A 14,306-nucleotide genomic window follows, 5' to 3' on the forward strand; every position below is an offset into this window, starting at 1 on the left:
CGACCACCCGCCGCATCCCGCATGCAGGGGTATTGACGCGGCACGCCTTCGGTTCGTAGCTTGACCCGCATGTCGAGTCGATATCGCATAGATATGCAACCCAGCGACGAGCCGCTCTTCGGCGCCGGCGTCTGGCACTTCGCCACCTACGTCGACCGCTACGCCACCGACGGGTACGGCGAGGCGCGGACCGTTCTCGACGGCATCGAGCTGGCCGGGGCCGTCGGCGACCTGTCGGTGCTCGACCTCAACTGGCCCTTCCCGCCCGGCGGCATCTCCACCGCCGAGGTGCACACGGCCCTCGACGCGCACGGCCTGCGCGCCATCGCCCTGACCCCCGAGATCTACACCGGCCGATTCGCCAGGGGCGGCTTCACCAACCCCGACCCCGGCACCCGCCGCGCGGCGATCGACCTCGTCGCGGCGGCGGCGGAGGTGGGCCGCGAGCTGGGCGTGGACTACATCAAGCTCTGGCCGGGCCAGGACGGCTACGACTACCCCTTCCAGGCCGACTACGCCGACCTGTGGGGCAAGACCGTCGACGCGCTGCGCGAACTCGCCCAGGGCTTCCCCGACCTGAAGTTCGCGATCGAGTACAAGCCGCGCGAGCCGCGCAACCGGATGGTCCTCTCCTCCGTCGCCCGCACCCTGCTGGCCGTCGAGGAGACCGGAGCGGACAACGTCGGCGTCCTGCTCGACTTCGGCCACTCCCTCTACGGGGGCGAGACGCCGGCCGAGGCGGCGCGCATGGCCATCGCCCGCGACCGGCTCTTCGCCATCGACGTCAACGACAACTTCCGCGGCTGGGACGACGACATGGTCGTCGGCTCCGTACACCTGCTGGAGACCTTCGAGTTCTTCTTCGCGCTGCACGACGCCGGCTGGCAGGGGGTCTGGCAGCTGGACCAGTTCCCGTTCCGCGAGGACCCGGTCGAGGCCGCCCGCACCGGCATCCGCACCATGCGCGCCTTCCACCGCGCGCTGGGCTACCTCAACCGCGACGCACTCGCCGCCGCCCAGGCGGAACAGGACGCTCTCGGCGCGCAACGGATCGCGAAGCGGGCGCTGTTCCGCGCGCTCGCGGAGAGCGAGGCGGCATGACCTCGGTGACCGCCACGATCGAGGCACCCGCACCGCTGCGGCCCGACGGGGCCGCGGTGGCGGCATACCGCGAGCGCGGCGCGCGGCTGCGCGCGGCGTCGCCCGCCGCGGCGGCGGCTGAGCTGGCGGAGATCTCCACGGAGGTACGCCGCGACATCCTCACCACGATCCGCAGCGCCGGCATGGGGCACGTCGGCGGCGACCTGTCGGTCACCGACCTGCTGGTCACGGCCCTGTGGGGCACGCTGCGCCTGCACCCGGACGACCCTGGCCATCCGCGCCGCGACCGCTTCGTGCTCAGCAAGGGCCATTGCGCCGCGGCGCTCTACTCGACGCTCGCCTCCTGCGGGTTCTTCCCGCGGGCCAGGCTGGGTGAGTTCATGGCGCCGCTGTCGCCGCTCAACGGCCACCCCGCCCGGCCCGCGGTGCCCGGCGTGGAGACCAGCACCGGGCCGCTGGGCCACGGTCTGCCCGTCGCCACCGGCTGCGCGCTGGGGGCGAAGCTGCGCGGGGAGTCGTGGCGGACGCTCGTCGTCCTCGGCGACGGGGAGATGCAGGAGGGCAGCAACTGGGAGGCGGCCATGACCGCCGCACATTACGGGCTCGCCGGGCTGACCGCGGTGGTGGACCGCAACCGGCTGCAGCAGGGCGCCCGTACCGAGGACACCAAGTCCCTGGAGCCGCTGGACGCCAAGTGGGCGGCCTTCGGATGGGAGGTGCGCGTCATCGACGGCCACGACCACCGGGCGATCAAGGAGGCGTACGAGCCGTCGGCCTCGGGCCGGCCGGTCGCGGTGATCGCCGACACCGTCAAGGGCAAGGGCGTGTCGTTCATGGAGGACCGCGTCGAGTGGCACCACAAGGTGCCCACCGACGAGCAGGTCCTTCTCGCGCTGGCGGAGCTGGAGGAACGGAACCGATGAACCCCGTGGCCCCTCTTGCGGCTGATGCCCCCACCTTCGACTGCCGGGTGGACTTCGCCGACGAGCTGCGCGCGCTGGCCCGCGCCGACGACCGCATCGTCGCGGTGTGCAACGACTCGGTCGGCTCCAGCAACCTCGTCGGGTTCCGCGAGGAGTTCCCCGACCGGCTGATCAACGTCGGCATCGCGGAGCAGGACCTCGTCGGCGTCTCGGCGGGCCTCGCCAACGCCGGCTTCATCCCCTTCGCCTCCGCCGCCGCGCCGTTCCTCACCGGCCGTGCCCTGGAGCAGATCAAGGCCGACGTCGCGTACTCCCGGCGGCACGTCGTCCTCTGCGGCCAGAGCCCCGGCATGGCGTACGGGGCGCTGGGCCCCACCCACCACGCGGTGGAGGACATCTCCTGGATGCGCGCGGTGCCGGGAGTGGAGATCATCGTGCCCGCCGACCCGGCGCAGACCCGCGCCGCCGTCCGCCGGGCCGCGTCCTCCGGCCGGCCCACGTACCTCCGCGTGCCGCGCTTCAAGGTGCCCGCCGTCACCCCCGAGGACACTCCGTTCGAGGCCGGACTGGCCGTCCGCCTCGCCGAGGGCACCGACGTCACGCTGATCGCCGTGGGCACCATGGTCTCGCGCGCCCTTCAGGCACGGGACCTGCTCGCCCGCGAGGGCGTCTCCGCGCGCGTGCTGAACATGACGTTCGTCGAGCCGCTGGACACCGCGGCGGTCGTGGACGCGGCCCGGGAGACGGGCTTCGTGGTCACGGCGGAGGAGGGGCTGCTCTCCGGCGGACTGGGCGCGGCCGTCGCCAAGGTCGTGGCCGAGCGGCACCCGGTGCCGGTGCGGATGGTGGGCGTGCCCGCCTTCGCCCCGACCGGGAGCACGTCCTTCCTGCTCGACCACTTCGGCCTCAACGCCGCAGGCATCACGGCGGCCGCCCGCGCGGTCCTCGGGCGGACGTGATGACGCCCCGGGAGCCCCTGGTGCTCGCCGTCGACCAGGGCACCAGCGCCACCAAGGCGCTGCTCGTGGACGCCGCGGGCGACGTCGTCGCCCGCGGCGACGCCGCCCTGTCCCAGTCGCACCCCGGCCCCGGCCTCGTCGAGCAGGACGTGGCAGCGCTGCTGGAGAGCGTGCGCGGCGCGGTCGCCGACTGCATGAAGGACCACGACCCCGCCGGCGTGGCCGGGTTGGCGCTGAGCACGCAGCGTGAGTCGGCCGTCCTGTGGGACGCCGCGGCCGGCCGGCCGGCCGCGCCGCTGGTCAGCTGGCAGGACCGGCGCGGCACCGAACGCATGGCGCGGCTCGGCCGGGAGGGAGCGGGCGCGGAGGTGCGGCGGCGCACCGGTCTCCCGCTCGACCCGATGTTCTCCGCGCTGAAGATGGCCGCCCTCCTCGACGAGCACGACCCCGACCGCACGCGCAGCCGCACCGGCGCGCTGCGCCTCGGCACCGTGGACGCCTACCTCCTCCACGCCCTCACCGGCAGCCTCGTCACCGAGGTCGGCAACGCCTCCAGGACCCAGCTGCTCAACCTCGCCACCGGCGACTGGGACGACGAACTGCTGCGGCTCTTCGACGTGCCCCGCGCGGCCCTCGGCCGGGTCGTCGCGTCCACCGGGCCCTTCGGCGGCGTACGGGGGCTGGCCCCGCTGCGCGACGGCACACCCGTCCTCGCGGTGCTGGGCGACTCGCACGCCGCGCTGTTCGCGCACGGCGGCTGGCGCCCCGGGGTCGTCAAGGTCACCTACGGCAGCGGCTCCTCCGTCATGACCGTCGCCGACTCGCCGCAGCCTTCGGACCAGGTGTGCAGCACGATCGCGTGGTCGAGCGGCAGTCCCGTCTACGCGCACGAGGCCAACATCCGCTCCACCGGGCGCACCGTCACCTGGCTGGCGGACCTCCTCGGCACCTCGCCCGGCGACCTGCTGGGGCTGGCCGCCGGCGCGGACGCCGGCGACGTGACGCTGGTCCCCGCCTTCGGCGGTGTCGGCGCGCCCTGGTGGGACGCCCACGCCGTACCCGTGCTCGCCGGCTTCGACCTGGGCACCGGCCGCGCGCAACTCGCGTGCGCCGCCCTGGAGTCGGTCGCCCACCAGGTCGCGGACGTGCTCGCGGCGCTCCCCGGGCTGCACCGGGTCGTCGCCGACGGCGGGCTGAGCCGCGTCGACGCGCTGCTGCAACTGCAGGCCGACATCGCGGCCGTCGACGTGATCAGAACCGGCCACCACGAACTCTCCGCCGCGGGCGCCGCCCGCCTCGCCGGTCTCGGTCTCGGCCTGTGGACCACCGACGTGCTGGAGCGGCGCGCCGACGACGCCGTGCGGACCTTCACGCCCGAGTGGGACGACGCCCGCCGCCGCGGCGCCGTCGCGCGATGGCACCGCCGTCTCGCGGCAGCCCGCGGCCTCGGCGGACGGGACACACAGGAGACGCCATGAAGAAAGCAGACCCGGCACGCGTGGCGGCGCCCCCGCCCGCCCGCCGCTTCCAGCCGACCCCCGGCCGCGGCGCCCTCGCCGCCGCCGTGCTCCTCGCGGTCGCCATCGTGGCGACCACCACCTACCGCTCGGACGGCGAGGCCGCGGCCGGCGGCGAGCCGAAGTTCGACCCGGCGCGGTACGGGGCCAGGACGTACGAGCCGAAGGTCGTACCCGCGATCGAGAAGAACGCCGTGGACGTCGCCACGCTGTACCGGGCGATGACGGACGACCAGGACGCCGCGGGCAAGCGCTACGGACACCGGGCCGGCACCGGCCCGTACAGCTACGCGGTGCGGCTCACCGGCACCGCGGGCCCCGCGCGCGGCGGCCTGATGGAGGTCACCGTCCCGGACCTGGGCAAGGGGGCCCGCGTCTCCGTCCAGGTCGGCCCCGCGGTCAACGGCACCGCGCTGCGCGACGCGGTCGGCTTCATCACCTTCGGCCAGTTCGTCAACCAGGTCGACTACGCCGACGCGGCGACCGCGCTCAACTCCGAGATGAAGGCCGAGGTGCTGAAGGGCTTCGACGCCGCGGCGGCCGAGGGCGAGCAGGTCGCCGTCACCGGCGCCGTGACGCCGCTGACGCCCGACGTGCTCACCGTCACACCGGTCTCGATCGAGAAGGCACCATGACCACGGCGGCGGAATCAGCGGGATCAGCGGGACCGGTCCCGGCGGCGCCCGTGCTGCGTGCGGCGGACATCACCAAGCTGTACGGCGGGACCCAGGCGCTCACCGGGGTCTCGCTCGACATCGCGGCCGGCCGCACCACCGCCCTCTTCGGCGAGAACGGCGCCGGCAAATCGACCCTGATGAAGATCCTCAGCGCCGTCGAGCCGCCCAGCACCGGACACGTCGAACTCGACGGCCGCACCGTGGCGTTCGGCAGCGCCCGGGAGGCCGCGGACAACGGCATCTCGATCATCCACCAGGAACTCAGCCTCTGCCCCAACCTGAGCATCCAGGACAACCTGTTCCTCGGCCGCGAGCACACCCGCACCGGCGGCGCCCTCCTCGACCGCGCCGCGCAGCGCACCCTGGCGCGCGGGGTGCTCGGCCGGCTCGACGACACCATCGACCCCGAACTCCCGGTGGGCGAGCTGCGCCTGGGGCAGCAGCAGCTCGTCGAGATCGCCCGCGCGCTGCTGCAGGACGCCCGTGTGCTGATCATGGACGAGCCGACGTCCGCGCTCAGCGCGCCGGAGGTGGACATCCTCTTCCGGGTGATCCGCGAACTCAAGGCGGCGGGCGTGGCCGTGGTCTACATCTCGCACCACCTGGAGGAGGCCCTCGCCATCGCCGACGACGTGGCCGTCCTGCGCGACGGCAGCATGGTGGCCACCGCGCGCGCCGCCGACGTCGACCTGGCCTGGGTCGTCCGCACCATGGTCGGCCGCGACCAGGACGATCTGTTCCCCGTCCGCGAACCGGTGCTCGGCGAACCGGCGCTGGAGATCGACGACCTGTCCGTCACCGATCCCGCCACCCCCGGCCGGCTCGCCGTCCACGGCCTCTCGACGACCGTGCGCGCGGGCGAGACCGTCGGCATCTACGGACTCATGGGCAGCGGACGCACCGAGCTGCTGGAGTGCCTGGCGGGCCGGCTGCCCGCCGCCTCCGGGACGGTCCGGCTGCACGGCGGGCCGCTCGCGGACGGCGTCCGCCGGCGGATCCGCGCCGGCGTGGTCCTCGTTCCCGAGGACCGGCAGCGCGACGGCCTGGTGCAGTCGATGACGGTGGGGGAGAACCTGTCGCTCGCCTCGGTGACCAGGTTCGTACGGCGGCTGCTCGTCCGCCGCCGGGCGGAACACGACGCCGTCGCCTCGATGATCGCCGACGTCACCGTCAAGACGCCCGGCGCCGGCGTGCCCATCGGCTCGCTCAGCGGCGGCAACCAGCAGAAGGTCGTCATCGGCAAGGCCCTGATGACGGGTCCCCGGGTGCTGCTTCTCGACGAGCCGTCGCGCGGCGTGGACGTCGGCGCCAAGGCCGACGTCTTCGCGCTCATGGCCGAACAGGCGGCGCGCGGGCTGGCGGTGGTCTTCACCACCTCCGAGCCCGAGGAGGCGATGCACATCCCCGACCGGCTGCTGGTGCTGGCCCGCGGCCGGCTGATCGCCGAGCTGCGTCCCGGCGAGATCACCCGCGACCGGCTGATGAGCCTCGCCGACGGAGCCGACACGAGCGAAGAGGTACGAGATGAGTGACACCCGGGCCAAGCCCGCCGCGGACGCCTCCGACCACCAGGTCGTACTGGAGCAGCGGCGGGCGGCGGCGACGCAGGCGCGGCGGCTGCAGACCCTCGACTCGGTCTTCGAGCTGCGCGCGTTCATCGCGCTCGGCATCCTCATCGTCGTCTTCAGCCTGCTGTCCGACTCCTTCCTCACGGTCGACAACGTCATCACCATGACCCGGCACGTCGCCATCAACGCGATCCTGGCCCTGGGCATGCTGCTGGTCATCCTGAAGGGCGGCATCGACCTCTCGGTCGGCTCCACCGTCGGCCTGTCCGGGGTCGTCGCCGGAGAGCTGCTGCAGGGCATGCACCTGGGCGCCTTCGACGTCGTCGCCTATCCGCAGGTCTGGGCCGTCGTCGTCCTGTGCACAGCGGTGGGGGCGGTGGTCGGCGCCGTCAACGGCATCCTCATCACCCGGCTGAACGTGGCGCCGTTCATCGCCACCCTCGGCATGCTCTACATGGCACGCGCCACCGCCATGCTCATCTCCGACGGCAGCACGTACCCCGACCTGGCCGGCGACCCCGGCAACCACAACACCGGCTTCGACTGGCTCGGCCAGGGCCGGCCGCTCGGCCTCCCGGTCGCGGTCTGGATCATGATCGTGCTCGCCGGGCTCGTCACGCTGCTGCTGCGCCGGACGCCCTTCGGCCGCTGGCTCTACGCCACCGGCGGCAACGAGCGTGCCACCCAGCTCAGCGGCGTGCCCGTCAAGCGGGTCAAGACGATCGTCTACGTGATCTCGGGCGCCTGCGCCGCGATAGCCGGGCTCATCATCGCGTCGGAACTGACCTCCGCCGCGCCCCAGGCCGGCGAGACCTTCGAGCTGAACGCCATCGCCGCCGTCGTCATCGGCGGCGCCGCCCTCTCCGGCGGCCGGGGCAACGTCCGCGGCACGCTCGTCGGGGCCTTCGTCATCGGCTTCCTCGCGGACGGCCTGGTCATCCTCGGCGTCTCGACGTTCTGGCAGATGCTCATCAAGGGCGCCGTCATCGTCCTCGCGGTCGTCCTCGACCAGACCCAGCAGCGCTTCCAGCGGCACCGCGCCGCCGCCACCGCCATCGCCGCCGGGAACGAGCACAACGGGAACGAACCACCCGGTGACCCCGCACGAAAGGCCGCGTCCGACGCCTCCACACCCCACTGACCCGCAACCGAGGAGACCTCTATGTTCCATCGCAACCGCAGCCGAACCGCCATGGCGACGGCCGCTCTCACCGGCGCCCTGCTGCTGACCTCATGCGGGGATTCCGGTGACTCGTCCGGCTCCGAGTCGTCGGAGGGCGGCCTGGTCACCATCATCACCCCGGCCGCCGACAACCCCTTCTTCAAGGCCGAGGCCGACGCGGCGAAGAAGAAGGCCGAGGAACTCGGCTACGAGACGTCGGTCGCCTCGCACGACGACGATCCCAACAAGCAGAGCGAGCTGATCGACGGGGCGATCTCCCGCGACTCCGCGGCGATCATCCTCGACAACGCCGGCGCCGACGCGTCGATCGGCCCGGTCCGCAAGGCCAACGAGGCCGGTATCCCCGTCTTCCTGATCGACCGCGAGATCAACGAGACTGGAATCGCGAAAGCGCAGATCGTGTCCAACAACGCGCAGGGAGCGCAGCTCGGCGCCCAGGAGTTCGTCGAGGCGATGAAGGGAAAGGGCGACTACGTCGAACTCACCGGAAAGGAGTCCGACACCAACGCGGGCGTGCGTTCCAAGGGATTCAACGACGTCATCTCGCAGTACCCCGACATGAAGAGGGTGGCCCGGCAGACGGCGAACTGGGACCAGCAGGAGGCGTTCAGCAAGATGGAGACCATCCTGCAGCGTCACCCCGACATCGACGGGGTCATCGCCGGCAACGACACCATGGCCCTCGGCGCGGTGGCCGCACTGAAGGCGGACAAGCGGACCGACGTCGTCGTGGTGGGCTTCGACGGAAGTCCGGACGCCATCGCCCAGATCAAGGCGGGGCACATGCGGGCGACTGTGCTCCAGCCGGCCGCCCTCGGCGCCGAGCAGGCGGTGGGGCAGGCGGACGAGTTCATCAGGAACGGCAAGACCGGGCAGCCGGAGAAGCAGGCCATCGACTGCGAACTCGTCACCAAGGAGAACGCCGGGGAATTCGGTCTCTTCGCCCGGCGCTGAGCGCTTCGCGGGCGCACCCGGCCGCACCCGGCCGCACCCGGCCGCACCCGGCCGCGAGGATATTCTGTCCGCCGGCGGCAGCGTACGGGTCGTCCGGCGGCCTGCACGACGGAATCGAGAACGATGGAGGCAGGGTGGCGGCAGCGTCGTCCACATCGAGCCCGGACCACATGCGGCTCCTGGTCAAGGTGGCCCGCATGTACCACGAACGCGGAGTGCGGCAGCCCGAGATCGCCGCGCAGCTCCACATGTCCCAGCCGCGGGTCTCCCGGTTGCTGCGGGAAGCCGTCCAGCGCGGCGTGGTACGTACCGTGGTCGTCTCCCCCGAAGGCGTGCACGCGGAACTCGAAGAGGCCCTCACGGAGCGCTACGGGCTGCGCGACGTCGTCGTGGTGGAGGTCGAGGGCGCGGTCGCCGACGTGATCCCCGCCCTCGCCGCCGCCGGCGCCACGTACCTCGATGCCACGCTCATGACGGACGACGTCATCGGCGTCTCGTCCTGGAGCGCGACCCTGCTGGAATCGGTCAACGTCATGCGGGCCAAGACGCCGTCCGTCGCCCGGGAGATCGTCCAGATCATAGGTGGCGCGGGCAGCCCGGAGGTGCAGCTGCACGCCACCCGGCTCACCGGCCGGCTGGCCGAACTGACCGGAGCACGGCCGGTGTTCGCGCCCTCGGCGGCGCTGGTGGGCAGCCGGGAGCTGCGCGATCTGCTGTGGCGCGAGCCGGCCATGGCGGAGGCCATGCGCGCCTGGTCCCGCCTCACCGTCGCCCTGCTCGGCATCGGCACCCTCGACCCGTCTCCGCTGCTGCGCCGCTCGGGCAACGCGATCACCGCCGGGGACCAACGCCGGCTCAAGGCGCTCGGAGCCGTCGGCGACGTCTGCGCCCACTACTTCGACGCCGCGGGGAACCTCGTGGACGCGCCGTTCGGCGACCGCCTCATCGGTATCGACCCGGACCGGCTCCACGCGGTCGAGCGGCGCATCGGGATCGCGGGCGGGCCGGACAAGGTGGCGGCGATCCGGGGCGCGGTGCGCGGCGGCTGGGTCAACACCCTGATCACGGACGTCGAGGTGGCCCGCAGCCTGCTGAGCGACTGACCGCCGACGTACCTGACTGCCGGTCCTTCCGGGGCCGCCGGCGTCGGCGTCGGGCCGCCGCGGGTCGTCACCACTCGGCGATTCGGCCGTCGGGGTGGCGCCAGTCGGCTTCGGGGTGGTGCCAGTCGGTGTCCGCGGAACGTATGGCGGCCTCGTCGACCGTGATGCCGATGCCCGGTTCCGTGGGAACCGCCAGCGTGCCCGCCGTGGGGGTGAGCGGGGCCGGGTCGGGGACGTAGTCGGCCATCTCGCCGCGGGGCAGACCCGCGTAGCCGGTGTTGTAGTGGATGCCCAGGCTCTGCTCGTGCAGCGGCACGTTCAGGCAGGCGCTCGCCACCTGCAGCGACGCCGCCAGCGACACCGGCCCGTTCGGCGAGTGCGGGACCACGGCCACGTCGAACGCCTCGGCCATCCGGCAGATCTTCGCCAGCTCGCCGAGGCCGGTGAGCGACACGTCCGGCTGCAGGATGTCCACGCCGCCCCGCTGCAGCAGCCCGCGGAACTCCCAGCGGGACGCCAGCCGTTCGCCCGTGGCGATCCGGGTCGCGCCCGCCACGGCCGCCACCTCCGGCAGCATGTCCTCAAGCCCCGGCGCCAGCGGCTCCTCCACCCACAGCAGCCGGAACTGCTCCAGCTCGCGCAGCAGCGGACGCACCATCGCCCGGTGCACCCGGCCGTGGAAGTCCAGCGCGATGCCGAGCGACGTGCCGAACTCCTCGCGCAGCGCCGCCACCCGGGCGACGACCGCGTCCACCTCGTCCGCGCCCGCGATGTGGTCCAGCTCGGCCGTGGCGTTCATCTTCACGGCGGTGAAGCCCTGTTCGAGCCGGGCCCGGGCGCCGGCCACCACGTCGTCCGGGCGGTCGCCCGCGATCCAGGCGTACACCGGGATCCGCTCCCGCACCGGGCCGCCCAGCAGCTCGTGCACCGGCACGCCCAGGCCGCGCGCCTTGATGTCCCACAGCGCCTGGTCGATGGCCGCCGCCGCGGTGGCGAGCACCGGACCGCCGCGGAAGAAGGCGCCGCGGCGCATGCGGTGCCACAGCTCCTCGACCCGGCCCGCGGGCGCCCCCCGCAGGCCGGCCGTCAGGTCACGCACGGCGCCCAGGACGGCGTGCCGGCGCTTGGAGACGATGGCCTCGCCCCACCCGGCCGCCCCCTCGTCCGTCGTCACCCGGACCAGGATCCAGCGCGGCGGCACGCTGTACGCGGTGATGTCGCTGATCTGCACGGAGGTTTCTCCCTCGGTTCGACGTTGCGCTACGGGCGGACCGCCGGGAACACAGCCCTGCCGTACGGGATGAGACGGACCGGACCCACCAGCCCGCAGGACTGGGGCCGCGCCGCCCCGAACACCTCGGGCCGGGCCACCCGCAGCCGGTTCAGCAGCGTCGTGGCCACCTCGACCTCGATGGTGTTGACGCCGCGGCGCAGCCGGTCGCCGACGTCGACCGTGCCCGTCACCTGGTCGGCGGGCGGCAGCTCCGCGCCGTTGACGGTGACGCGGAAGGTGTCGGAGACCTCGCCCAGTTCGAGGAGCGCGCCGTGCCCGCCGGTCCACGGTGCGCCCAGGCGCACGGTGGTGCGGTAGCGCCCGACGCCGGCGGAATCGGCCAGCTCCGGCAGCTGAGGCCACGGCGCGAGGCCGTCGAGCCGCAGCGTGCGCCGCTCCCTGACCGTGTCGGTGGGCGTGGCGCCCGGACGCCAGTCCTCCGCCCGCAGCTCCCAGCGGGTGAGCGGCACGGGCTCCGGCATCGGCCCGATGACCGCGGTGACCGTGCGCCCGTCCGCCAGCTCCGTCGCGTACGAACCGGGCCGGCGCTCCCGCACCTCCAGCCGGCCGTCGCCGGTCCACCGCACGTCGGCGGCCTCCGTGCGCACCGCGTGCCGCCCCGCCGTAGCGCGCGTACCCCAGCTGCCGGGGCGGGCGAGCGCGACGATCGTGGTGGCGCCGGGGGCCAGGGCGATGCGCAGCCGGATCCGGTCGCCCTCGCGCCGGTGGACGGCGACGGGCTCGATGGCGCCGGTCCACGCGTCCAGCCGGTACGGGACCGCGTCCGGCCGCCGGGCGGCGAGGACCACGTCGTGGTCGACCGGCGTGCCGTCGGAGTCCTTCCGGCTCACCGCGTCGTTGGCGAAGAAGAAGTAGTCGGCAGCGTCATCGGCGGTGCTCGCGCGGTGCGCGTGCAGCAGCACGGAAGCCTCGGCGTACTCCACGTCGCGCCGCACGCCGAGCGCGGCGAGGGCCCGCGGCACGTCCGGCCGGTCGGGGACGACGGCCACGGTCGGCTGGACCAGCAGCTCCGCGAGCAGCCGGCGCAGGCGCTCGTTCGCGCCCGGTCGCGGCAGCCCCGGCACATGTCCGTCCGACCAGTCGCCGATGACGACGACCGGCAGCCCGGCCTTCGCGTAGCCGAGGAGCTTCTCGGCGACGTGCAACTCCATCGTGCGCTCGCGCCCGTTCATCACGTCGCCCTCGACGACCAGGGCCTTGAACGCGGGCCCTGCGGGCGCCAGCCGGCCGTCGCGGACGTCGGCGCCCGGCAGGGTGAGCAGCCGCGGGCTGAGGAACAGATGGGTCCAGCCGACGGGCACGCCCTCGGCGCTGAACCAGGGCGCGCCGAGTCCGGAGCCGGCGTAGCCCTTCTGCCGCAGCACGCCCACGTCCGCCCGGTTGACCCCGGTCTGCAGTACGTGCTGCATACGGGCGAGAGCGCGCGCGATCTCGGGGGCGTGGCGCCAGCCGGGCTGGCGCGGCCCCCACGCCTCCCCGTAGCCGGGGGCGCCGTGGTAGGGGGAGAAGGCGGCGAAGCCCGGCCAGCCCGCGCCGGGGGCCCGGGCGTAGGCGAAGCCGTGGAAGACGGCCTGGTTGACGCCCGCCGCGTACTGGGTGACGAGCTTCTTCAGCGTGTCGTCCCAGGTGGTGGCGTAGGCGCCGCCGGCCGTGGCGCCCGCCTCGTTCGAGAGCACCCGCCGGCCGCCCATGTCCCGGCCGCCGGCCAGACAGCGGAAGTCGTCGAGGTTCTTGAAGCCGAGCGACTCGCCCTCCGGCACGTCCAGGAGCGCGGCGGCGTACATGGCGTCGGTCTCCAGCCCGTACGGCTGCACGCGCAGGGCCAGGCCGAGCGCGTGGGCCCAGGCGCGCAGCGGCTTCAGGTGATGCTCGACGTACAACTCGGTGACGACGTCCATGTAGTCGCGCCGCACCGCCGTGTCGACGTCCTTGCCGAAGCTGAAGACCGGGTCCTCGTCGTACTCGACGACCGCGGCCAGATACGGCGGCAGGGCGTAGCCGGTGTGCCGCTCGAACGCGGCGGGGATGCCCGGCGTCCACAGCGTCGCGTCGGTCTCCAGCTCCAGCGAGTCCTCGAACAGCGCGCCCCCCGTCGCGCGCAGCAGCGCGCGCACCGGCGGTGTGAGGATGTGCTCCTCCCAGAACCCGGTGACCGCCCGCGTGCCCGCCGCGCCGAGGTGGTCCACGACGTACGACAACGGGGCGGTGTGCGGGGGCCCTTCGGGGCGCTGCCCGGAGCCGCGCTCCCAGTAGGCGATGACGAGCCAGACGCCGCCGGCGGGCGCGGTCCAGGTGAGCCGGCCGTCCACGACGCGGTCGGCGAGGTCGGTGACCGTGTCCGGGTCGAGCACCACGGGGGAGTCGGCGGGGGAGCCGCCCGCGGCGACGCGCGCGGCCTGTACGTACCGCGCGCGCTGCGCCGTCACCCCCTCGGCCGGCGGGGCGAGCGCGGCGGGCAGCGGGCCCGCGAAGGTCTGCCCGCCCTCGACGACCGCCACGCCGTGGGCGAGTTCCCAGGCCGCGGCGGGGTCGCCCGGTGCGACCGTGGGCACGGCGGCGGGCCACGCGGGGCCGACGGTGAGGTCCACGACCAGCCGGCGGCGCGCCGCGCGGCGCAGCGACGCTTCGACGGCGGCGACCCAGGCGGGCGTTCCCCAGCCGTGCCGCTCGACGTCGATCTGTTCGGTCATGCTGTGGGTGACGGCGGCGATCTCCACCCCGCCGAACCCGGCGTCGGCGATCTGGTCCACCTCGCGCTCGACCTCGCGGCGGTCGACCAGCCCGTCGGGCCACCACCAGCGGAACCTGGGACGTACGGCGGGCGGCGGCTCGGCGAAGGCGCGCGCGAAGCCCGCGCCCCCCGCGTCCGGCGCCGCCGCGCGCGCTGTGCCTGCCGCGCCTGCCGCGCTGAAGGGCACGGCGAGGGTCGCACCGGCGGCGGCGCCCATCGCCAGCAGTGACCGCCGCCGCAGGCCGCCCGTGTCGTGTGCCGCCGCTCTGTGCGGCTCGGTGTCGTCGCGCATGGGA

11 protein-coding genes are annotated in these 14,306 nt (G+C 73.9%); 9 read left to right on the forward strand and 2 right to left on the reverse strand.

Going from position 1 to position 14,306, the window contains the following annotated elements; genetic code table 11:
• The first annotated feature begins 93 nt into the window (after nt 1–93).
• The 9 genes from T328_RS23400 to T328_RS23440 all read left to right on the forward strand — a co-directional run bounded on the left by T328_RS23400 (nt 94) and on the right by T328_RS23440 (nt 9,985).
• Nucleotides 94–1,101, forward strand: coding sequence for a sugar phosphate isomerase/epimerase family protein (locus T328_RS23400; protein WP_496498108.1), 1,008 nt, complete (start codon nt 94–96; stop codon nt 1,099–1,101).
• The gene (locus T328_RS23405) at nt 1,098–2,024 is read left to right on the forward strand and encodes a transketolase (protein ID WP_496498109.1); all 927 of its coding nucleotides are present in this window, start codon (nt 1,098–1,100) and stop codon (nt 2,022–2,024) included. Before T328_RS23400 ends, T328_RS23405 begins: the two co-directional genes overlap by 4 nt.
• The gene (locus T328_RS23410; protein WP_496498110.1) at nt 2,021–2,983 is read left to right on the forward strand and encodes a transketolase family protein; all 963 of its coding nucleotides are present in this window, start codon (nt 2,021–2,023) and stop codon (nt 2,981–2,983) included. The genes T328_RS23405 and T328_RS23410 overlap by 4 nt, the downstream gene beginning before the upstream one ends.
• Nucleotides 2,983–4,461, forward strand: a complete 1,479-nt coding sequence (locus T328_RS23415; RefSeq protein WP_496498111.1) for an FGGY family carbohydrate kinase — start codon at nt 2,983–2,985, stop codon at nt 4,459–4,461. The genes T328_RS23410 and T328_RS23415 overlap by 1 nt, the downstream gene beginning before the upstream one ends.
• Nucleotides 4,458–5,135, forward strand: coding sequence for a DUF2291 family protein (locus T328_RS23420; RefSeq protein ID WP_496498112.1), 678 nt, complete (start codon nt 4,458–4,460; stop codon nt 5,133–5,135). Before T328_RS23415 ends, T328_RS23420 begins: the two co-directional genes overlap by 4 nt.
• Nucleotides 5,132–6,709 (forward strand): sugar ABC transporter ATP-binding protein, encoded by a 1,578-nt coding sequence (locus T328_RS23425; RefSeq protein WP_496498113.1) that lies wholly within the window; start codon nt 5,132–5,134, stop codon nt 6,707–6,709. Before T328_RS23420 ends, T328_RS23425 begins: the two co-directional genes overlap by 4 nt.
• The gene (locus T328_RS23430; RefSeq protein WP_496498114.1) at nt 6,702–7,886 is read left to right on the forward strand and encodes an ABC transporter permease; all 1,185 of its coding nucleotides are present in this window, start codon (nt 6,702–6,704) and stop codon (nt 7,884–7,886) included. The genes T328_RS23425 and T328_RS23430 overlap by 8 nt, the downstream gene beginning before the upstream one ends.
• 21 nt (nt 7,887–7,907) lie before the next feature.
• Nucleotides 7,908–8,882, forward strand: a complete 975-nt coding sequence (locus T328_RS23435) for a D-ribose ABC transporter substrate-binding protein (protein ID WP_496498115.1) — start codon at nt 7,908–7,910, stop codon at nt 8,880–8,882.
• A 197-nt stretch (nt 8,883–9,079) separates the two neighbouring features.
• Nucleotides 9,080–9,985, forward strand: a complete 906-nt coding sequence (locus T328_RS23440; protein ID WP_496498116.1) for a sugar-binding transcriptional regulator — start codon at nt 9,080–9,082, stop codon at nt 9,983–9,985.
• Between the two features lie 67 nt (nt 9,986–10,052).
• Here T328_RS23440 and dgoD read toward each other — a convergent pair whose 3' ends face one another.
• A complete protein-coding gene (gene dgoD, locus T328_RS23445) occupies nt 10,053–11,216 on the reverse strand; it encodes a galactonate dehydratase (RefSeq protein ID WP_496498117.1) in 1,164 nt (387 codons plus the stop codon).
• A gap of 29 nt (nt 11,217–11,245) precedes the next feature.
• Nucleotides 11,246–14,302, reverse strand: coding sequence for a glycosyl hydrolase (locus T328_RS23450; protein WP_496498118.1), 3,057 nt, complete (start codon nt 14,300–14,302; stop codon nt 11,246–11,248).
• Between the last annotated feature and the right edge of the window lie 4 nt (nt 14,303–14,306).

This window comes from Streptomyces sp. CNX435, assembly GCF_059570575.1.

Coding starts and splice junctions, on each gene's coding strand:
- T328_RS23400 (WP_496498108.1), top strand. CDS start 94: ATGCAACCCAGCGACGAGCCGCTCTTCGGCGCCGGCGTCTGGCACTTC.
- T328_RS23405 (WP_496498109.1), top strand. CDS start 1,098: ATGACCTCGGTGACCGCCACGATCGAGGCACCCGCACCGCTGCGGCCC.
- T328_RS23410 (WP_496498110.1), top strand. CDS start 2,021: ATGAACCCCGTGGCCCCTCTTGCGGCTGATGCCCCCACCTTCGACTGC.
- T328_RS23415 (WP_496498111.1), top strand. CDS start 2,983: ATGACGCCCCGGGAGCCCCTGGTGCTCGCCGTCGACCAGGGCACCAGC.
- T328_RS23420 (WP_496498112.1), top strand. CDS start 4,458: ATGAAGAAAGCAGACCCGGCACGCGTGGCGGCGCCCCCGCCCGCCCGC.
- T328_RS23425 (WP_496498113.1), top strand. CDS start 5,132: ATGACCACGGCGGCGGAATCAGCGGGATCAGCGGGACCGGTCCCGGCG.
- T328_RS23430 (WP_496498114.1), top strand. CDS start 6,702: ATGAGTGACACCCGGGCCAAGCCCGCCGCGGACGCCTCCGACCACCAG.
- T328_RS23435 (WP_496498115.1), top strand. CDS start 7,908: ATGTTCCATCGCAACCGCAGCCGAACCGCCATGGCGACGGCCGCTCTC.
- T328_RS23440 (WP_496498116.1), top strand. CDS start 9,080: ATGTACCACGAACGCGGAGTGCGGCAGCCCGAGATCGCCGCGCAGCTC.
- T328_RS23450 (WP_496498118.1), bottom strand. CDS start 14,302: ATGCGCGACGACACCGAGCCGCACAGAGCGGCGGCACACGACACGGGC.